The sequence below is a fragment of the Streptomyces sp. NPDC000594 genome (assembly GCF_040299965.1).
Taxonomy (GTDB): Bacteria; Actinomycetota; Actinomycetes; order Streptomycetales; family Streptomycetaceae; genus Streptomyces.
On the sequence record NZ_JBEPCY010000043.1, the window covers coordinates 13,299 to 31,803 of the forward strand.

Below are 18,505 nucleotides of genomic sequence, written 5' to 3' on the forward strand. Positions count from 1 at the left end.
CTGTGACTCGTACAAGAGCGCTTCCAATGAAGCGCTCGCCATCACTTTCACGCGTGAAAGTGATGCTGTCGTCCGGTCGCCACAACTTGATCGCAATTGCGCTGCGCAGCAGTTGGGGATCTTATCGGCGGAGCAGTCGGCCCCTAGAGCGGATCTGCTCGGGTACGCACGCGCTGGAGCGGCGAAAACGACCATGGTCCGCCCAGTAGGGTGCCGAGCATGTTCATCGCCACCATCTCGCCCCGGTCGACGGGGAAGACCACCATCACAGCGTGGTTGCTGCATGCCCTCCATGAGCGCGGCTATCCCGTTGCGGGGTTCGATGCCGACGAATCCGAGCAGCTCTATCGCTGGTGGGATGCACGCCCAGAGGGGAGCTATCCCTTCGAGGTCCACAAGGAGGCGTCCAGCCGCTTCCACGAACGTGCCCCGGAGAAGACCCCCGAAGGCACTGTGGCGGCGGTGGACTGCGGACATCTTGAGAACCACTCCGGCATTGGCTGGAGTGTTCTGCGGGTCGCCGACCTCGCCATCGTGGCGTGCGCTGCGACGAACAGCGACCTCGAACGGATGGACGAGATGCCGATGGACATGTACATCAACCAGATCGCTCCGAAGCGGGCGGACAAGAAGCCGCCGGAGACCTGGGTGCTGCTGTGCCGAGTCCAGCCGGGGAGCACGGTCGCGCCAAGGGGGATCCGGAAGACTCTGACCGAGGACGGCTGGAAGGTCTTCACGACGGAGATCCCCGCGATCCAGAAGTACGCCAGCACCGGCGAGGGCGTTCCGATCAAGGCGTCCGGCTCGCACTTCGATGAACTGGTGACGGAGATGGAGCAGCGGGGGCTGATCAAGAAGTGAGCAAGACGGTAGATCCGGCAGAGCTGCGTCGGCAGCGCAAGGCCCGGCGGGCAGCAGAGGGTGGCGGTCCGGTCGTGACGGACAGCCCGGCCGAGGGGTCAGGAGACGCAGGGGCATCAGGTGCGCCGACCCCTCAGGAGGAACTGGTCATCGCGCAGGGCCGGCCTCAGCCGATGCTCCGCCTTGAAGAACTTCCCGACGTGGTCGACACGCCGGAAGCGACTGGGCCTCTGAGCGAGGACGAAGAGGAGCGATGGGAGCTGTGCCAGCGCAGCTTCCTTCAATACCAGCAGGCGTGGTGGGTGGCGGCCAAGGCCCTGAACATCGCGCTTCGCGGGCGGTTGTGGCGCCGCGACTACGAGACGGCGGAGGCGTTCATCGGCGATGTCGCGCGCATGTCCACCTCGAACGCCTACCGTCAGATCTCGGGTGCAGAAGTGGCCGCTCTGCTGGCCTCTCCCCCGCGAATCGAACTGGAATCGAACGATCAGTCCCGCATGCGGGACTCGGCGGAAGTGCGGGACTCCAATGACGCCCCGGAGGGCCCGAAGCCTCTCGTGATCAGCCAGCGCGCAGCAGAGGCGCTCACCTATGTGCGGGAGGACTACGGCGCTAGCGCAGCAGCCGACGCGTACCGGGCGGTGGCTGAAGTGACCGGTAAGGACCAGGTCAGCCAGAAGACCATCAGCGGCATCGTCCACCAGCTCCCTCGCAAGGCTGAGGAGGAGCTGACGGAGGAGGAGCTGACCGAACGGGTTCGCGCGCTGGCCAAGGAGCAGAAGGAGAAGGAGGAGGCGGCGAAGGAGGCCGCCACCGATCCACTCCAGGCGTTCCGCGAGTACGTGGACGCGGCCCGGGTCTTCGCCCGGAAGACCAAGGGCATGGCCGCCGCCTACCAGAAAGCCGCAAAGGTCGATCAGGCGAAGGCAGAGAAGCTGGCCGGCCAGTTGCGCGACCACATGGCGCGCGCGGCTGAGAACTTCCCGGACGTGTAGGCACCCCCAAACGCAAGAAGGCCCGTACCCCCCCGCGTTCGCGGGGGGGTACGGGCCTTCTTGTTGGTCGGGTCTCAGGCGACGGTCGTGCGTTGGGCTCGGGCGGAGCGGCGCAACCCACGGGCCTTCCGCTTCCAGCGGTCCCAGAGGGTGGGGTGGGTGTGCCGCCAGGCGGCACGGTCCAGGGTGACGGGGTCGCTGTGGCGCTGGGAGAAGCCGCAGGTGCACTCCAGGCCGTAGGTGGTCGACTGTGTGCCGTCCCGGGTGGTGGTGACGACGGCGCGTTCCCCATCGTGGGAGCCGTGGTAGGTGCCGACCCAGAGCGGCGCGGCCGACGGTTCGGGGTAGGCGAGGGCCTGGCCGACGTCGTGGTGCGGGGTACTGCTCAAGGGAGCCTCCGGGTGGCGAGGTCAGGGGTGGTCACAGCGGCTTCCTGCTGCACGGCGGGTTCACGGCCGCAGGCCGGGCAGTTGTTGGAGGACTTGGTCCACGAGGTCCTGCGTCGGTTTCCAGGCCGAGAGCGCACCCGTCGCGGGGACGGGCAGCGGCAGTTCGTGGACGTCGGCGAGGACCAGGTGGTGGACGTCGCGCTGCGCCCACGGGCTGGTGCAGTGCTCGGGGCCCCGGTCGGGGTGGCAGTCGGTGAGCCGGGCGATGCCGATGACCGCGCCGAGGTGGAGTTCGCGGCCGCGGATCGCGGTGGCCACCAGCGGGTCGCGCAGGGCAGGGCGGTCCAGTTGCTTCCCCGCGTGGAGGAGTACCCAGCCCCTCCAGGGCCAGTTGGCGGGCCTGTTCTCGGGGTTCTTCCCGGCGAGGATGCAGCTGGCCCAGGGCTGGCGGACCGTGATGCCCCGGATCCAGCTGTCCGGGTCGGTATAGGCGGCCTGGTTCACGCGGCCCGCCCCCGGATGCCGGTACCCGGCCGTCCGATCCGACGGCCGTTGATGGACGGCATCGTGGCGTGCCGCGGTCCGGCGAGGACCGCGTTGCCGCTGTGCTTGCCGTCGTAAAGCGCGGCGTCGGCGGCCCTTTGAAGCTCGGAGAGGCCCGTCGTTTCGGTCGTGGCAGCGGAGGCGGCGCCGATAGAGGCGGCGACGTCGACCGGTCCGGTGTCGGTGGTGACCGGTTCGGCGAGGAGCCGGATCAGGTGGTCGAGGCGGAGCTGGCGGTGGCGGGGTTCGATGAGGGTGATGGCGACGAACTCGTCTCCGCCGAGACGGCCGACGAGTCCGCGGGCGCCTGCCCAGTCGGTGAGGCGGGCGGTGGTCTCGGCGAGAACTTGGTCGCCGACTCCGTGGCCACAGGTGTCGTTGATCTGCTTGAAGTGGTCGAGGTCGCAGATCAGGAGGAGGGCCTGGTCGGGGTGGCGGTCGAGGAGCCTCTGTGCCCGGGGGGTCCAGCTCTCGCGGCGCAGGGCGCCGGTGAGCCGGTCCCGGCCGGCGGCGGCCAGGCGGCGGCGCAGCCGGATGCCGTCGGCGACGGCCAGGGCGAGCGGGACGACGGCGGCGGTCACCAGGGCGGCGGGGGACTGCCGTAAGGCGGCGGGGGCGGGCATGATGGTCTCCGTTCTCGCCCCTTTGGGGGCGGGGATTGAGAAGAGGCGCACCCGGAGCTCTGCAGGCGGTGGGTGCGCCTCTTTGCGTGTCGCTTGGTGCCGGCGCTCACTGGCCGGCGGGAGGGCGCGGGGCGGGTTCGGTGCGGCTGGTCAGTCGCTGGTGCCGGTGACGACGATGACGGTGGCGTCGTCGCGGCGTCCGGAGGGGCGGTTCTCGGCGGCGGCCACGAGCGCCTTCGCGAGCTTCTTCGGGCGGGTGACGTACCGCTTCGTCAGGTGCTTGATCGTGCGGCGCTTGACCTGGTCGGTGATGCCGTCGGACATCAGCAGGAGGACCCGTGTGCCGCCCGGGGCCGTGGTCTCGCCTTGGGCGACCGAGGTCGGTGTCGCGAGCGCCAGCGACGTGCGGACCCAGTTGTTGTGGAGTCGGGCGCGGGTCTTGTCGCCGTTGCGCCGCAGGAACGCGCCCATGGTGTGCGGGTCGGTCAGGGTGCGCAGTCGGCGGCCGTTCCATTCCATGGCGTCGCAGTCGCCGACCCAGGTCAGGCGGGTGTCGCGGCCGGGGTGGATGACGGCCAGGACGGCGACGCCGTCGGGCACGGGCTTGGGGCCGGCCCCGTCGTCGGCGACGAGGGCTCCGGCGGCGAGGAGTCCGGCGAGCGCGCCGCGCTGGACGCCGATCCGGACCGCGGTCTCGGCCATCAGCTCGCCGGTCTTCGGCGCGGTCTTGGCGTGGCCGATCATGTCGACGACGCACACGGCGGTCCGGCCGGTAGAGCTGGTGAACGTGGCCCAGCGGTCGGCGTTGTTGCGGTCGGTTCCCTTGCGGGTCGCGGTCGCGATGCGGATCTCGGACATGAGTCTCCTCAGGCGGGAATGGCGTGTGTGGGACCGGGGGAGCGGCGGCGGTTCACCAGGGGCTGCCGGTCATGACGACGGCGTCGCAGAGGTCGCAGACGGCTTCGTCCGGTTCGCCGCCCTGGTGGACGTCGAGGAGGTCGGTGGGGTCGTTGACCTTGACCCAGCGGGTACCGCCGCAGCCGTCCGGGCACATGTCGAGCCGGGCCTGCCAGTGGTGGTCGAACGGGTCTCCGTCGTCGGAGCGTCGGATGACGAGTTCTCGTCCGGCGACGGCGAGGACTCCGGCGGAGTAGTCGGCGGTGGTGAAGGTGAAGAGGTCGGCAAGCTCGGAGCCGAAGGTGGCGCGGACCGTGTCGTACGGGTCGGGAGCGGCGGTGGCAGCGCGTTCCAGCGCCATGCGCAGGAGGTCGAGCTGGTCGGCGTCGCGGACCTGGTCGAAGCCCTCGCTCAGCAGCGTCTCGCGGCTGGGGGTGTCCTGGTGCTGTCGGGTGATGACGTCGGCGGGCACCTGGCGGGAGGCGGGCCGTGGTGCCTGGCGGGCCAGGCATTGGGCGAGCGGGGTGCGGGCGACGATGGCGACGATGGGAAGCTTGTGGGCGTGGGCGCGGTCGATGAGGCTGATCCGGTGGGTGGTGTGGACGTTCGTGTTGTCGACGATGGTCGGCAACCGGCGGGCGAGCCTTCCGTTGAGGATCGCGTCGAAGATTCGGAGCGCGTCCGGGGTCGAGCTCTGGTCCCCGGCGTCGCCGCAGACCCGTTCGCGGCAGTCGTCGAGCGAGAGCCTCCACGCGCGGGGGAAGGCGGCGGCGATCGAGGACTTGCCGCTGCCGGCCGCGCCGACGGTGACGTAGAGGCCCGGCTGGGGCAGGCGGTGCCGGGCGAGAGCGGCGGTGGTGGCGGTGTGCGGGCTCATCGTTCTCCAGGTGGTGTCGGCGGGCGGTTACTGAGGGGCCACCGCAACCGCCCCGGCCCCCGTCGAACACGGGGGCCGGGGCGGCACGGAGAGCCCGTCAGACAGCCACGGCGGCGGGGGAGTCGAGGCCGGTGCCGCGCAGCGCCTCCAGGACGTACGGCTCGAAGCGGGTCTGGTGCTGGGCGGCGACCGCGTGGCCGGTGGCGCGGCTGTAGGCGTAGCAGTGCGCCATCATGCTGGCACCGGTGTTGGCGAGGGCCTGGTCGACGGCGTTGCGCGCGAGGTGCTCGATCCAGGTCTGGGCGGCCGACTCGCGGCGGGCGTGCGAGGTCGCCATGGCGACGGAGTCCGCCCACCGGCCGCTGCCGCAGGTGGGGCCGCCGCACTGCTCCCAGTCCCACTTCCGGTCGCGCATGCCCTCGGGGTCGGCGTCCCAGTCCGCGGCCCAGCGCGCGGCCCGCTCGGGGATCTCCTGCTGGACGACGCACAGGACCTCACGGCCGGCGGGGCCGAGTGCGGGGTGGGCGTCGGTCTCCTCGATGACACGGATCTGGTGGGAGAGCAGCCGGTAGGGGTAGTAGCGCCCGCCCCAGTTGCCGGTCTCCCCGATCGGCTCCACGGTCCACAGCCGCACGGGCCAGGTGATGGGCCAGATGCCCGTGTCCTCCAGCGCCTCCCCGACGCGCTTGACCATGCGGAAGTAGGAGAAGGGGCTCTCGTCGAACCACAGGTTGGTGCAGGGCTGGGGGTGGTCGACGACCTGGCCGACGCTGGCGGCGAGGTTCACCGGGGTCCCCGCCGCGCGGGACACCTCGATGATGCCGTCGGCGGGGGTGGCGATGTACCAGGTGACGGGCCTGCGGGCCATGCGGTCCTCCATGAAGGGGTGGGGGCGGCCGGAGCCGCTGGATAACCGGGTTCTGGTCGAGGTGTGCATGCCGGCCGCCGCGCGGACGCGTTCCAGGCGGGTGCGGGTCACCGGCGGCCGGGGCGGGTGGTGAGCCAGGTGGTGACGGCGGCGGCGCCGATGCCGACAGCTCGGTGGAGGGCGGCGTCCAGCTCCATCCATGCGCTGCCCGGTCCGGTGAGCTCGGCGGTGGCGTTGCCGTCGTCGTCGAGGCGGACCGTCTTGCAGTGCTCGATGTAGCCGGTCTTGCCGGTCTTCTTCGCCAGCCACAGCAGAACGGCTCCGCGGTCGATCGCGGCGTGCGTCGAGGCGTTGATGGCCGCGCCGGCGAGCAGCGCGGCCGGGGTGACGCGGTAGCCGAAGGCGCGGGTGATCGCGACGGTCGCGGCGAGCTGGACGGCGGTGTAGGAGGCGACGTGGCAGGCGACCGCGCGCCTGCCGAGGGTGGTGGTGGTCATGGTCGGGCGGGTGGAGTCCTCGGTGGCGGGGGAGCCGTCGGCGTGGACCAGGTCGTCGCCGTACAACCGCTTCCGGGAGGCGGTCTTGCTGCCCTGGACCCAGTGGTCGCAGGCGGGGTGGAGTTCGCCGAAGAGGGTCAGCAGGGTGCCGAAGAGGGCCAGGCGTTCGATGGTCAGCGGGTTTCGGGGCATGCTGGTCTTCTCCTGATCTCGAAAGGGTGAAGGGGAGTGGGTGGCCGGCCTCTTGCCGATGCTGCGGTCACCCGGCAGTCCCGCTCCGGCCTGTGGCCGGGGCGGGACTGCTTCAGAACGGGGGCTCGTCCCAGGGCGGGACGGGCAGGAGCCGGACGTGGAGCTCGTGCCGGTCGGCCCAGCAGTCGCACGCCTCCATCTCCGGGAACGGGCCGTCGGTCCACCGGCCGCCCGCGCCCCGGCAGTCGGGGCAGGAGCGGCGGGGCCGGGCGGTGATCTCGATGCGGTGCCGGTCAACACAGACCTTGAGGTGGCTCGCCCTCAGCACCGCGACCGCGACCGCCGCCGCGGTGAGCGGGACGGCGACGACGGCGGCGAGCAGCAAGGCGGAGCGCAGGCAGCGGATGGCCACGTCAGCGGGACGGCGTGGCAGGGCTGGAGGGGAGGGCGACGGCCCGGCACGTCTCCGCGTGCTCCTGCGCCCAGCGCTTGAGCTTGGCACCGTCGTAGAGGCCGTCCAGGAAGCTGGTGCGGGCCTCGGGGGAGTCATAGACCTGCTCGCGGGTTCCCTCCTCGCGGTAACCGCAGCCGGAGCAGAGGAGGTCCAGCTTCAGGTCGACGCACTTGGAGGAGTAGTAGTCGTAGTCGGAGGTCGTGGTGGTGTCCTCGGTCGCGGACATGGTCAGGTCGATGAACGCGCCGACCAGGTTCTGGTACCGGGCGACAACGCCTTCCGGGTTGGGCACCGGGTGGGGCAGCTTGGCCTTGAGCTGCTCGATCTGTGCGTTCAGCTCCCGCACTTTCTGGTCGGCCCGGCGCTCGATGTCGTCCGCCCGCTTCGCGGCCCCGCCGATCAGGGCGGCGGCCTGCTGCTCGGCGCGTTGGGCCGAGGCCCTGGCTTCGGCGACGCGGGCATCGGCCCGCTGGGTGAGGTCGGCGAGCTCCTGGCGGAAGCGGGCGTCGGCCTGCTCCGCGTTCGCGGTGAGCTCCGTGGTGCGGCGCTGCGCCGTCTCCAGTTCCTTCTCCAGGCGGTCGGACTTGCTCTGGACCGTGGGGAACGCGGAGGCGAGGTTGTTCAGCTCAGCGAGCCGGGTGGTGCTGATAATCCGGAGCATGACGATGTCCTCTGAGCGAGCCGGGTGGTTGTGGTGGTGCAGGTGGAGCGGTGGTGTAGGAGGCGGGGTCGGCGGGCGTGCCGTCGAAGCACTCCGCGCAGGACCCCAGGGTCTTGAGGGGGAGGCAGTGGAAATAGCGCCGCCCGCAGGGGCCGGGGCAGGTCTGCCGCGCGGCCATCGCCCTGTCGAGCGCGGCTTCCTTCGCGAGCGTCATCGGGAACTTCGGCTTCGCCAGGTCGAGCCGGTACAGCCACGCGAAGCGCCGGCCGCTGCGGCATTCGATGCGCGCGACGGGCTCCTGACCGCCGGGGCGCAGGCCAAGGTCCCGCAGCTGGCGGCGGGTCGCCAGATTCGCATGGCCGGCCTGCTTCCACCGGAAGACCGGGAGGGCACCGTCGCCACCGGGGTCGTACGGGTCGACATCGACCAAGTCCTCGTCCTGGCCGTTCATCACCTGCTCCGGGTGCCGTGGAGCCAGTTGGCGACAGTGTCGTCGAGGGCGTTTCGGAGGGCGTCCCAGAGGCGGGGGGAGGGGCCCCAGGTGGTGTCGGTGAGGGTGATGTGGGAGGCGCGGGTGAGGGCGCTTCGTGCGGCGGGGTGGGTGCCGGGCCAGGCGTGGTTGATGTCCTCGGGCCGGTAGGGGTGCCCGAACCAGGTGACCGGTTCGCCGTTGCGGAGGGTGGCCGGGATGCGCATGCGATCGGTCCGGGGGCCGGGGTCGTGGAGCACGACGTGGAGGTCGTGGCCGCGGGCGAGCTGGATGAACGCGGTGCGGATTTCGGGGTCGTCGGTCCAGCCGTCGACGGCGGCGCGCTGGACGTAGGTGGCACCGTCCCAGCCGGTGGTCGGGGCGTGGCCGGGCTGGGAGTTCGCGGTGACGAAGCCCAGCCGGTTGAGGTGGGCGAGAACCGGGACGAGCGGGGTGGTCTCCGGGTCGGGGCCGCCGCCCTGGTAGCCGGGGTGGTGGACGATCTCGCCCTCCAGCCAGGCCGCGGTGAGGTTGCCGAGATCGGTGAGGGTGCGGGCCTTGGTCCAGCGGGACCGGGGCGCGCGAGACGTCCAGGGCAGTCGGATCTTCACGGGTTGTCCCTTCGCTTGGGTGGCCGGTCGGCCTGCCCGGTCCTCGCTCCCGGGGAGTTCCGGGGGCGAGGACCAGGCAGATCGGCGGGTCAGCGGGTGTGGTGCGCCTGTACGCCGGTGTCGGCCACCGGGGCCGGCCGGTGGGCGGGCCGGCCTCGGCGGGTGACGGGGCGCAGGGTGAGGCCGCGCAGGGCGATGGCGCTGGCGAGGATCCAGGCGAGGACGGCGATGCCGGTGGCGACGGTGCGGCCGGTGTCCGGCGCGGCCTGCCAGATCATGGCGATACTGGCCGCGGCCCAGGTGACCCAGAGGGTGCGGGCGGCGGTGATGCGGAGGAACCCGCCGACCAGGCCGACCAGGCCCGTGATCTGCCAGAGGGCGTACGCGGTGGAGGCGTCGACCGGCAGGCCCTGGGTGTGGGCCGTGAGGTAGGAGCGGACGGGGGTGTCGATGGCCGCCCAGATTCCCGTGGTGGCACGGTCGGCCGCCGGGCCCGAGGACGTGGTGAGGAGCCGGTCCAGCCCGTCAAGCAGAACCCCGGTGGCATCGGCGAACAGCACGGTGACGAACGAGAAGCCGACCACCAGGATCAGTGCCTTGATCCAGGGGGCGACAGAGTGCCATCCGAGCTGCGGGGCCAGGCGCAGGTCCTCCCACAGGCCGTGGAGGACCCCGCCGGTGTTCCATGCCGCCTTCCACCAGGCGCGCGCCTCGGCGAACCGGGTCTCCGTCTGCTTCCGGGCGGGGGTTGGGTCGGTGGTCGTGTTGAGGTCGAGGTCGAGGTCGTTGGTTGCCAAGGTGTGGCTGCTCCTTCGCGGGTTCGGGGTGGGGCCGGGCGGCCTGTCCCGCCCCCGACCGCCACGGGTGCGGTTCGGGGGCGAGGCGGGCGGTCCGGATCAGCCGTGGAATCGGTTGCGGCGGAAGACAGCGCGGCGGATGTTCACCGTCGTCCCGGCCGCGCCGCCGCCGCGGGTGGTGCCGCGACCGGCGAGGGCCAGGCCGATGAGGAGGATCAGGGCGGCGACGCTCATCACGGCCTGTCCGGCGGCGGCGAGAACGCCTTCGAGAGCGACGAGCCCCGGGGCGGCGGCGCCGACTCCGATCCCGGCGAGCGCGACGCCTCCGCCGGTGGACAGCGCCAGCGCGCTGTACTTCCACACGAAGGCCGGCACCCGCTGCTGCGGCATGACCGGATCAGAGACCGCAGCGGGGAGCAGCCGGACGGGCGCCGACACCGGGACAGGGATCGGGGTGAGGAGCTGCTCGCGCTGCGCCCCGGCAGGCGCGAGAACTTGCTCGCGGCGGACCAGGTCGTGGACGCGGGCGAGGTAGGCGTCGTCGGCGAGGAGCAGGGCCGTGTCGTGGGCGGGCTGCTGCGCCGTTGTGGTGGCGTGAGGGTGAGAGCCGGGGAACAAGGCCCAGATCCGGCGCAAGTCCTCTTCCGGGAGACCCGCGAGGTGGGCGGTGGAAGCGGGCGGGCCGGGGGAGGTGAGCGGCACGGTGAGGGTGGCGGGCTCCGGGGCGGGGTGGGTGGTGGTGTTCACAGGGGGCTCCTCGGTGGGGATGCGGAAGGGCCCGTCCGGCGTGTGCCGGACGGGCCCTGGGGGGCGGGGGGTGTGGTGGTTGGTCAGGCGAGGCTGTAGAGGGCGAGGGCGGCGGCGAGGATGCCGAGGGCGATCCGGGCCCACAGCCAGTCGACTTCCACGGCGCCCCACCCGGCTGCGAGGGCGAGTGTGCGCAGAGCCCAGCGGGCGAAGAACCCGAAGGGCTCGTAGTTCTGCAGCTCGCGGATGCGGGCGGTGCGGGCGTCCATCTCCTCCTGGAGGTGGGTCCGGGTGACCGTGTCGGTCTCGGCCGTGTTCCGGAAGGTCTCGCTGTAGGAGTGCCGCTCGGCCTCCAGGCGAGCGATCTCCTCGTCCGGTGTTTCCACGGGGCGCTACTCCTTCGGGTCGGTGGCGTGGGACGTGAGTCCGGCCGCGGTCATGTCGGCGTGGCTGATGCCCAGTTCGCGTGCGAGCCGGGCGAGGGCGTCGACCTGGTGGCCGGGCAGGACGAGGACGTCTCGTGCCTGGCTGCCGTGGGCGGGGCCGACGATGGCGAGCTGGTGCAGGACGTCGAGGACCTGCCCAGCCAGTGCCCAGCCGATGCGGAGCTTGCGCTGGAGCATCGGCGCGGTGGCGAACTGCGTGGCGATGACGAGTTCGGCGGCCTGGAGGACGAGGAGTCCGTCCTCTCCCTCCGGCAGGCCGGGACGCGGCTGGGCGTCCGGCACGGGGCCGTCCGGGCCGGCCGGTGCCGCCGGGTCTGATGCCGCCGTGTCCGGAACCTGTGCCGCAGGTGGGGCCGGTGATGTGGCCTGCTGGGCGGCGGTGCGGGAGATGTAGCGGGTGTACTGGCCGCTGGTGTCCGCGACGACCTTGCCTTCCTCGGCCCACTTCGCCATCCAGCCGCGAACGGTCCGCTCCGCGGGGACACCGTCGTCGCCGAGCGCTTTGCGCAGCGCGGTGTGGAGTTCCTTCGGGGTGCAGCCGGTTGTGCCCGCGGCGGTCAGGAGCTCCAGTCCTGTCTCACGCGGGTCGGTGGGACGGGGCTGGAGCGGAACGACGTTCTGCGGAACGGCCCGCACAGGCTCCGGGTCCGGGTCCGCCGGGTCCGGGTCGGCGGGGACCGCGCCCGGTCCGGTGTCCGCTCCGGCGAGGGCGGCGTCGACGGCGGCGAACAGCTCGGCCGCAGAGCTGCCGAACCCCTCGTACCCGGACGGCACCGAGCCCTCGTCCGGGAAGGAAGTGGAGGCGGGTGCGGGGGTGATGGCGGTGGTGGTGTCGATCAGCTCTCCGGCGTTGTCGACGGCGTGCTGCGCGGACTCGGTGAGGGTCTGGCCCTGGTAGAGGACGGGCAGGGCGCGGGCCCAGCGCTGCGGATACAGCGCGCCGGACTGGACGTTGGCGGAGAGGGGGTCGAGGGCGGGGCGGCGGGCGGAGGTCGCGGCGCACACCTTGTCGGTGATCTCGTCCGTGATGTACCACGCCTTGAAGGCGGCCGGCTTCTTCGGTCCGAGGCGGGTGTGCAGGGTCCAGCCGGACCCGGCGACCGGCGCGTCCTTCGGGTCGAGCTTGATGTACCCGGGGAAGAGGTAGGCGAGTTCTTCCGCGTCGCTCACGGTCATGCCGACCCGCCACTTCGCCTGGAGCTTCATCGCGGCGGTGATGACGTCCTGGGTGCCGCGCAGCCCGCAGGTCAGGGTGCGGACCCGCATCGCGCGGCCCTCGTTGATGACCTTGTCGAGGAGTTCCTTGACGTCGTGGGGGAGGGAGGCGGTCTCGTCGCAGATGATGACGATGCCGGGGATGTCGCCGGTGATGGGGAGCTTGTTGTCGGACTTCTTCTCCCGCATGAGCTTCTGGTAGCCGGCCTTGCGGGCGGCGATGATCTCCCCGGCCATCGTCAGCATCAGCTTGGCCTCGGCGAGGTCGTGGGCGATCCAGTCCACCACCGGCGCCGTGGCGATTCCCTCGGTGGCCCAGGGGGTGATCCAGGGGAGTGCGACGCCGCCGCCGGTGATGTCGATCGCCCAGATCAGCGCGTCCGGCATCCGGGCGAGCTGGGCGGTGACGACGCGCAGCGTGTTGGTCTTCCCGGCGTCGGTCTCGCCGACGAGGACACCGCAGTCGTTGCACAGCGACCCCAGGGCGGGCTGGCCGTCGCGGTGCAGTCCGAACGGGAACCGCTCGGTCAGGGTGAGGTCGCTGTAGTCGTCCGGGTAGGGGAGGTCCTGGGAGACGACGTCTTCGAGGGTGACGTCGATCAGAATGGTGCCCCGGTTGGCGCCCGGGGCGATCTCGACGCCGCATCCGTCCGGGAGGCGCATGTCCGCCGCGCACTTGGGCCCGTACCCGGCCAGGTCGTCGGCGGTGGTGCCGCCCGGCGGGAGGTCCATCTCGACGGTGTAGCCGACCTTCCCGGGCCAGTGCCGCACGTCCTTGCCGTGGCAGCCCTCGATCCGGGCGACCCGCTCCAGCCGGTCCTCCCAGTCCTTGAGGATTCCGACCGACTCCCGGCGCAGCAGCATCAGGGCCTTGCGCTCGGAGCGGGTCTCCTCGGTGCGGTTGACACTGGCGTTGAGGGCGAGGCCGACGGCGGCGACGCCGAGGCCGGACGCCCAGCCGGTCATGGTCAGGGGAGCTGCGGCGAGTGCCCAGGAGGTCCAGGCCCCGGCGGTGAGCCAGGTCAGGGCCCGGGTGGTGAGGGTGCCGGTGGTGGTGGACTGCCTGATGTCCCAGGCGGCTCCGGCGGTGGCGGCTCCGGCGAGGGTGACGGCGGCGGCCTGCCAGGGCATCCCGGTCAGCGGGGCCAGCATCACCGCGGTCGCTGCGGTCTCACCGGCGTATCCGAGAAAGGCGGGGTGACCGGTGGGCGGCGACCAGTCCCACTGACGCGACATGACGAACTCCATCCATAGAAATAGGGGGTGATGAGGAAGGCAGAGCGGGAGAGAAAAGGGCGGTGGCCGCCCGTGTTCCACGGGCGGCCACCAGGTGGTGCAAGGGGGAGCGGGGTCAGCGGGGGGTGTTCCACATCTCCTCGGACGACCGTCCCTTGCGCGGGTTCACGTTGTGGCTGATCTCGCGGCGGTGGTCGTGGGCGAAGAGCTTCGCGGCCATCGCCGCGTCGTCGGCCGCCGCGCGGAGCGTGGCGGTGATCGTGCCGAGCTCGTCGGTCACCCGGTCGTCGACGGGGTAGACGTCGCGGGTGCGGGTGTGCAGGAGGGACACCGAGTCGGCCAGCGACGCCAGCCCCAGGCTCATGCCCTCGTACTCGGCGCCGACCTGCATCATGTGGACCGGCTCGAACGTCCGGTACAGCGCGGACATCAGGACGCATCCGGACTCGATCCGGCCCGGCATGAACATCGCCCCCTCCGGGACGGCGGCGCCGTTCGGGGTGACGTTCCACATCCACTCGCCCGTCCGCGGGTGGAGGATCCGCTCGATGTCGAACGCGTGGGCCGTACGGAAGAGGACGACCATGTCGTCGGCGCGGACGGCGGCGTTCGCGGTGCGCTGCGCGGCCTCGGCCAGCTTCACCAGGGCCCGCTTGCTGCACGGGTACCTGCGGTCCGAGGCGACGGCCATGTCCCGGACGGTGGCGGCGGCCGAGCGCAGGGCGTTGGGCAGGCCGGCGTACTCGGCCGCGACCTCCATCATCGAAAGGGGCCGGTATCCGGCGTAGGAGGCGTGGCTCGCGGACATGGCGAGGGCGAACTTGCTGTTCTTGCCGTCGAGGACGGCGCTGCTGGTGTCGAGGCTGGAACCCATGGATGTGTCGGTGTCCTTCCGGGGGTCGTTGACGGTGAGGTTGAGCTGCTCGGCGCGAGCGTCGGCGTCGTGCCGGGCCCGGGAGCGGCGGAAGAAACGGCGCCAGATCCGCCCGGCGATCCGGACGGGGAAGAGGAAGCCGTGCAAGGGGTCCCGGTGCTTGGTGACCAGCCTCCAGGTCCCCCAGAGGATGCCGAGGGGGAGGGTGGCCAGCCCGGCGAGCCCGGCGAGGAGCCCGGCGCCGGCGCAGCGGGCCCAGTGCCCGGTCTTGCGGAGCACCAGCCGCCGCCACCGGTAGACCCGGCCCGGCACCTTCCCGGCCGCAGTGCCGGATCCGGAGCCGCCCTTCGCCGCCGCCTTCGCCTTCTTGGTGCGGCGCAGCCTGTTCATCCAGGACCGCGCGGTGTTCAAGATGCGGGAGACCCGCGAGCGGCCGCCCGTCTTCGGCGTCTTCGGCGTCTTCGAGGTCTTCTGGGTTGTGGCGGGGCCGGGCGTCTTCGGGGCGGTGGTGTTCGCCGTGCCGCCGCCGTTGTTCAAGTCGCGGCGGCGGAGCTTGCCGAGCGCGCTCTTGACGCCCTGCCAGGCCCCGCCACTCCCGTTGGTTCCACCGGTTCCGTTCTTGCGGTGACGGCCGCCGTTCGGCGACCCGCCCCCGTTCCGCCCGCCACGGGAGCCTCCGGGGCGGCCCGGACCGGTGCCGTTCATGCCGCCGCTGTTCTTGTTCAGCCTGCCGCCCGGGGTGTTCAACCTGCCGCCGTTCTTGTTCAGACCGCCACGCGGACCACCCGGCGAGCCCGGGGAGCCGGGCGCGATTCCGCCCCTGCCGGAGGCTCCCCGGCCCGTCCCGGACGCTCCGGGAGAGCGGCCGTTCAACCCTCCGGCCCGGCCGTTCAACCCGCCGGAGCGGTTGTTCATCCGGCCTCCCGAGCTGCCACCGGATGATCCGGCGCCGCCGCGACTGCCGCGCCCGGATGATCCGCTGACGCGTCCGGTGCCGAGGAGGCCGCCGCCCCGGCCGGACCGCCCGGACTGCCCCGTGCCGCCGCCGGTGGCGGAGCCGGACCGGTTGCGGGCGGCGTCCCGGGCCGCCCTGCGGGCGGCGGCAGCGTTCTTCTTCCTCCGGCCGGCCAGCGCGGCGAGCCCGACCGCCGCCCCGACGCCCGCGGCGGCGGCGAGGCCGGGAACCCCGGCGGCGGTGTAGGCCGCGCCCAGGGTCGTTCCGGTTGCGTTCGTTCCGTGGACAAGGAGCGGAACCGCGCGGGTCCGGCCGCGGCGCGGCGCCGGGGGCTCCGGAACGGGCGCGGGGGCCGGGTCCGGGGCGGCCTGGACCACGGTGGTGCCAGCGGCCGAGGTGTCGGCCGCAGGGGTGCCGGGGGTCTGCTGGGGGTCAAGGGTCGCGGTGTCTGCCACGACGGCTCTCCTCACTGACCGTAGCGGCGAGGCGAGGCGAGGCGAGGCCAGGCGAGCACCAGACCCCCCTTCCACCCGTGTCGGAGCCGTCCGAGGCGGGGGTTGGGGGTGTTCCGGCTCGCCTCGCCTGGCCTCGCCTCGCCTCGCCGCTACAGTCCGTAGCTGAATCAAGGGGGGCGGTCAGGGGGAATTGAGGGCAGGGAGCGGCGATTGCCGGTCGGGTACGGGTCGTGCCGGGGGCCTGGCGGCCACGGCCGGCCCCGCACCACCTGTGTCCCGGGGTGTGATGCCGGGGCAGGGGGGCGCGGGGGCGACCGTGAGGGCCAGGAGCAGTGCTCCAGCGAAGGGGACGGGCGATTCCGTTTCAGGCGGCGGACTGCTCCGGGACCGAACCGTCGCCGCCCTCCTTCCCAAGAAGCTCGACGGCGCGGTTCTTGCGGTCCTGGGCGGTGCCGGTGGAGGTGCCCAGCTCGTCGGCGATGACGCGGACGGTGACCGCGCTCTCACCCCGGGCCCGGATCATGGCGACGACCCGCTGGGTGTCCCAGTCGGTCTGATTCATGCGGGCCAGGGCCGCGGCCTGGACTGCCCGGGCCTCGAACTCCTTGATACGTGCCTGGTGCCCGGCGGCCTCCTCCTTCGCCTTCTCCTCCCGGGCGAGCGAGGCGGCGGTCTCCTCGCGGTCCAGCTGCGCCAGCCTGTCGGCTTCCGCCTCCCGGGCGCGGTGCTCGGCCGTGATCCGCTCGTGGTCGGCGGCCTCGGCCAGGGCCTTGTTCGCCGCGGCTTCGGCGGCGGCCAGGCGCTGCTCCTCCTCGACGAGACCGGCCTGGCGGGCGATCTCGTCGCGGCGGGCGCGGGCGGAGGCGTCGGCGGCGATACGGCGCTCGGCCTCGGTGGCCTGAGCGGTCATCTGCTGCTGCTCCAGTCCCCAGGCGGACTGCGCCTTCTCCCGCTCGATCCGGGCCAGGATACGGCGCTTCTCGGCCTCGTCCGCGAGGTCCTGGACGCGGGCCGCGGCCTCGTCCTCCTTGAGCTTGAGCGCGTGGACCCGCTCGGACTCGCGGAGTTGAGCATCGGCCTCGGCCCGTTGAATCTCGGCCTGAGCCTCGCGTTCCGCTTCGGCTTTGGCGATCTTCAGCTGGCCCTCGGCGCGGATCTTGTCGACCTCCGCCTGAATCTTCGCGGTCCCGATCTGAACACCGGCGGCGACCTTCTGAATCTCGGCCTCCGCCCTTTGAACGGCCGCGTCCGCGTCCCGCTTCAGCCTCTTGGTCTCCTCCAGCAGGGGCACTCCCAGGGAGCGCTCCACGCTGAACCCGAACGGGGCCAGCTTGAACGGCAGCAGTTCGTTCGCCGTCGCCTTTGAACGCCACTCCTTCGTGCCGTACTTCTGGCGCAGACCCTCCCGATAGATCCTGATCTGCTGGTGCTGGGAAACGGCCTCCGTATAGGGGAGGTGGTAGAGCCGCATCCGGCGGGAGAGGCCGGCGGTGGACAGCGGGGCGAGCAGCCAGCGGGCGAGCGGCACCGATCCGAGCGGCGTCTCGCCGGCCAGGAGGTCGGCCATCCGGCCGATGTAGTGGCGGGCGGCCTCCACGGCGACGATGAACAGGACCGGGATCACGCCGTGCATCGAGGCGGCGAGCGGGTCGTCCATCACCGGGCCGGGCGGGGCGGCGGCGTTGAACGCCACGGTGGCCGCGGTCAGGGCGTGGGCCGTCCAGCGCAGGATCGGCAGCGGCATCCGCTTGCGCATCATGTAGAGGTCAAGCGCCAGGAGCACCAGGATCCCGGCGTCGATCCCGATCGGGAACGCGTACGAGAAGTCACCGAACCCCTTGCCCATCGCGAGGTTCTTCAGCGTGGTGTAGGAGCCGGTGAACCCAATCCCGGCGAGCACCAGGCCGCCGACCCCGGCGATGACGGCGAGTGCCCTCATCGTGCGCGGGTCGTCCCCGGCCTCGTCCTCGTCCTGCGGGGCGGGCGCGGGCTCCGGGGTGTCCGGCTCGGAGCCGGACTCCGGCACAGGGTCGCCATGGTCCGGGTGGGGGTGGCCGGCCGGGCCGGGGTCGGCGAACCAGGGGCGCGGCTCGTCGGCGGCCGGGGCCGGGTCGGGCTTGCGGATGTCGACGGGGGCGCTCATGGGCTGCTCTCCGGGTCGTCGTGCGATTCGGTCAGGAAGAGGGGATCCAGGGCCAGTCCGACGCACAGCCGGACCACGCCGAACACGGCGAGGGCGACCGTCAGGTGCAGGACGGTGGGCCACAGGCCGTTGGCGAACAGGTCCAGCAGCGCCAGGACGGCGGCGGCCAGCGCGATGACCGTGGCCATCAGGGCGGGCAGCGGGCTGCGCTCCGCGTACGCCTCGGCGGCGGACTTGTCGAGATCGAGGGTGGTGGCGGCGGTGCTCACGGGGCACCCCCGCTGGTAGCGTTGAGCATGCGATTCGCTCCTTGTCAGCGGTCGCGGGAACAAAGATTGAGGAGAGGCCCCCTAGCCGGGGCCTCTTTTCTTTGCCGAGCCATCTCCGGCTCTCCGGCTCCGTCACGACCACACAGGTGGTGACGGGGCGGGAGAACCGCCGGCCCCGCCGGAACGGGTCCGGCGGGGCCGCGGCGTGGTCAGCGCCCGTGGTGCTGCTTGAGGTACTGGGCGAGCTGGATCTTCACGCTCGCCATATCGCTGTACGCCGACATCGCGGGCCACAGGCCCTGGTTGCTCTCGGCGTCCTTCAACAGCTGGTACGCCTCCCGGACCAGCTGGTCCGGGTCGGCGTCGATGTGGCGCAGCGGGCTGGTCAGGCGGGCGAATATCCCGGCCATGGAATGAACTCCTTCGAACAG

General features: G+C 72.1%; 21 protein-coding genes. 2 read left to right on the forward strand and 19 right to left on the reverse strand.

The genetic code is table 11. The features are described 5' to 3' along the window. Positions 1-219: 219 nt before the first annotated feature. Together ABT354_RS34070 and ABT354_RS34075 are read left to right on the forward strand one after the other, a co-directional pair. Complete coding sequence (locus tag ABT354_RS34070; protein WP_351501099.1) at positions 220-861, forward strand: nucleotide-binding protein; 642 nt, start codon at positions 220-222, stop codon at positions 859-861. After that, positions 858-1,856, forward strand: a complete 999-nt coding sequence (locus ABT354_RS34075) for a hypothetical protein (protein ID WP_351501101.1) — start codon at positions 858-860, stop codon at positions 1,854-1,856. Before ABT354_RS34070 ends, ABT354_RS34075 begins: the two co-directional genes overlap by 4 nt. A gap of 74 nt (positions 1,857-1,930) precedes the next feature. On the opposite strand, the gene ABT354_RS34080 is transcribed toward ABT354_RS34075, so the two are convergent. From ABT354_RS34080 to ABT354_RS34170, 19 genes are all read right to left on the reverse strand, one after another. After that, positions 1,931-2,245: a hypothetical protein gene (locus tag ABT354_RS34080; RefSeq protein WP_351501103.1), complete on the reverse strand. Its 315-nt coding sequence runs from the start codon at positions 2,243-2,245 to the stop codon at positions 1,931-1,933. 60 nt (positions 2,246-2,305) lie between these two features. Next, positions 2,306-2,749 (reverse strand): ASCH domain-containing protein, encoded by a 444-nt coding sequence (locus tag ABT354_RS34085; RefSeq protein WP_351501106.1) that lies wholly within the window; start codon positions 2,747-2,749, stop codon positions 2,306-2,308. Further along, positions 2,746-3,411: a GGDEF domain-containing protein gene (locus ABT354_RS34090; protein ID WP_351501108.1), complete on the reverse strand. Its 666-nt coding sequence runs from the start codon at positions 3,409-3,411 to the stop codon at positions 2,746-2,748. Before ABT354_RS34090 ends, ABT354_RS34085 begins: the two co-directional genes overlap by 4 nt. Positions 3,412-3,561: 150 nt before the next feature. Continuing rightward, the gene (locus tag ABT354_RS34095) at positions 3,562-4,269 is read right to left on the reverse strand and encodes a PP2C family serine/threonine-protein phosphatase (protein ID WP_351501110.1); all 708 of its coding nucleotides are present in this window, start codon (positions 4,267-4,269) and stop codon (positions 3,562-3,564) included. Positions 4,270-4,321: 52 nt separating this feature from the next. After that, positions 4,322-5,185 carry an AAA family ATPase gene (locus tag ABT354_RS34100; protein ID WP_351501112.1) on the reverse strand — a complete coding sequence of 288 codons (864 nt, stop codon included), beginning with the start codon at positions 5,183-5,185 and terminating at the stop codon, positions 4,322-4,324. A 97-nt stretch (positions 5,186-5,282) separates the two neighbouring features. Beyond that, positions 5,283-6,053 (reverse strand): hypothetical protein, encoded by a 771-nt coding sequence (locus tag ABT354_RS34105; RefSeq protein ID WP_351501114.1) that lies wholly within the window; start codon positions 6,051-6,053, stop codon positions 5,283-5,285. 107 nt (positions 6,054-6,160) lie between these two features. Next, a complete protein-coding gene (locus tag ABT354_RS34110; RefSeq protein ID WP_351501116.1) occupies positions 6,161-6,742 on the reverse strand; it encodes a hypothetical protein in 582 nt (193 codons plus the stop codon). A gap of 112 nt (positions 6,743-6,854) precedes the next feature. Next, positions 6,855-7,154, reverse strand: a complete 300-nt coding sequence (locus ABT354_RS34115; protein WP_351501119.1) for a hypothetical protein — start codon at positions 7,152-7,154, stop codon at positions 6,855-6,857. A gap of 1 nt (position 7,155) precedes the next feature. After that, positions 7,156-7,857: a hypothetical protein gene (locus ABT354_RS34120; protein WP_351501121.1), complete on the reverse strand. Its 702-nt coding sequence runs from the start codon at positions 7,855-7,857 to the stop codon at positions 7,156-7,158. Continuing rightward, entirely contained in the window at positions 7,823-8,308 is a 486-nt protein-coding gene (locus tag ABT354_RS34125) for an RRQRL motif-containing zinc-binding protein (RefSeq protein ID WP_351501123.1), read from the reverse strand. Before ABT354_RS34125 ends, ABT354_RS34120 begins: the two co-directional genes overlap by 35 nt. Beyond that, complete coding sequence (locus ABT354_RS34130) at positions 8,308-8,937, reverse strand: DUF6919 domain-containing protein (protein WP_351501125.1); 630 nt, start codon at positions 8,935-8,937, stop codon at positions 8,308-8,310. The genes ABT354_RS34125 and ABT354_RS34130 overlap by 1 nt, the downstream gene beginning before the upstream one ends. Before the next feature lie 89 nt (positions 8,938-9,026). Continuing rightward, complete coding sequence (locus ABT354_RS34135; protein WP_351501127.1) at positions 9,027-9,734, reverse strand: hypothetical protein; 708 nt, start codon at positions 9,732-9,734, stop codon at positions 9,027-9,029. 99 nt (positions 9,735-9,833) lie between these two features. Then, complete coding sequence (locus ABT354_RS34140; protein WP_351501129.1) at positions 9,834-10,481, reverse strand: hypothetical protein; 648 nt, start codon at positions 10,479-10,481, stop codon at positions 9,834-9,836. Between the two features lie 83 nt (positions 10,482-10,564). Further along, positions 10,565-10,867 carry a hypothetical protein gene (locus ABT354_RS34145; RefSeq protein WP_351501131.1) on the reverse strand — a complete coding sequence of 101 codons (303 nt, stop codon included), beginning with the start codon at positions 10,865-10,867 and terminating at the stop codon, positions 10,565-10,567. Between the two features lie 6 nt (positions 10,868-10,873). Beyond that, on the reverse strand, positions 10,874-13,378 hold the full coding sequence (locus tag ABT354_RS34150; RefSeq protein ID WP_351501134.1) for a DNA translocase FtsK: 2,505 nt from the start codon (positions 13,376-13,378) through the stop codon (positions 10,874-10,876). A gap of 115 nt (positions 13,379-13,493) precedes the next feature. Further along, positions 13,494-15,662: a hypothetical protein gene (locus tag ABT354_RS34155; RefSeq protein ID WP_351501136.1), complete on the reverse strand. Its 2,169-nt coding sequence runs from the start codon at positions 15,660-15,662 to the stop codon at positions 13,494-13,496. A 364-nt stretch (positions 15,663-16,026) separates the two neighbouring features. Next, positions 16,027-17,805 (reverse strand): DUF2637 domain-containing protein, encoded by a 1,779-nt coding sequence (locus ABT354_RS34160; protein WP_351501138.1) that lies wholly within the window; start codon positions 17,803-17,805, stop codon positions 16,027-16,029. Then, positions 17,802-18,074 carry a hypothetical protein gene (locus ABT354_RS34165; RefSeq protein ID WP_351501140.1) on the reverse strand — a complete coding sequence of 91 codons (273 nt, stop codon included), beginning with the start codon at positions 18,072-18,074 and terminating at the stop codon, positions 17,802-17,804. The genes ABT354_RS34160 and ABT354_RS34165 overlap by 4 nt, the downstream gene beginning before the upstream one ends. Positions 18,075-18,283: 209 nt before the next feature. Further along, positions 18,284-18,484 (reverse strand): hypothetical protein, encoded by a 201-nt coding sequence (locus tag ABT354_RS34170; RefSeq protein WP_351501143.1) that lies wholly within the window; start codon positions 18,482-18,484, stop codon positions 18,284-18,286. Between the last annotated feature and the right edge of the window lie 21 nt (positions 18,485-18,505).

Bases quoted from the DNA above. Each gene is read 5' to 3' on its own strand.
- ABT354_RS34105 (WP_351501114.1), bottom strand. From the start codon at position 6,053: ATGGCCCGCAGGCCCGTCACCTGGTACATCGCCACCCCCGCCGACGGC.
- ABT354_RS34110 (WP_351501116.1), bottom strand. From the start codon at position 6,742: ATGCCCCGAAACCCGCTGACCATCGAACGCCTGGCCCTCTTCGGCACC.
- ABT354_RS34160 (WP_351501138.1), bottom strand. From the start codon at position 17,805: ATGAGCGCCCCCGTCGACATCCGCAAGCCCGACCCGGCCCCGGCCGCC.
- ABT354_RS34100 (WP_351501112.1), bottom strand. From the start codon at position 5,185: ATGAGCCCGCACACCGCCACCACCGCCGCTCTCGCCCGGCACCGCCTG.
- ABT354_RS34090 (WP_351501108.1), bottom strand. From the start codon at position 3,411: ATGCCCGCCCCCGCCGCCTTACGGCAGTCCCCCGCCGCCCTGGTGACC.
- ABT354_RS34095 (WP_351501110.1), bottom strand. From the start codon at position 4,269: ATGTCCGAGATCCGCATCGCGACCGCGACCCGCAAGGGAACCGACCGC.
- ABT354_RS34170 (WP_351501143.1), bottom strand. From the start codon at position 18,484: ATGGCCGGGATATTCGCCCGCCTGACCAGCCCGCTGCGCCACATCGAC.
- ABT354_RS34125 (WP_351501123.1), bottom strand. From the start codon at position 8,308: ATGAACGGCCAGGACGAGGACTTGGTCGATGTCGACCCGTACGACCCC.
- ABT354_RS34150 (WP_351501134.1), bottom strand. From the start codon at position 13,378: ATGTCGCGTCAGTGGGACTGGTCGCCGCCCACCGGTCACCCCGCCTTT.
- ABT354_RS34070 (WP_351501099.1), top strand. From the start codon at position 220: ATGTTCATCGCCACCATCTCGCCCCGGTCGACGGGGAAGACCACCATC.
- ABT354_RS34120 (WP_351501121.1), bottom strand. From the start codon at position 7,857: ATGCTCCGGATTATCAGCACCACCCGGCTCGCTGAGCTGAACAACCTC.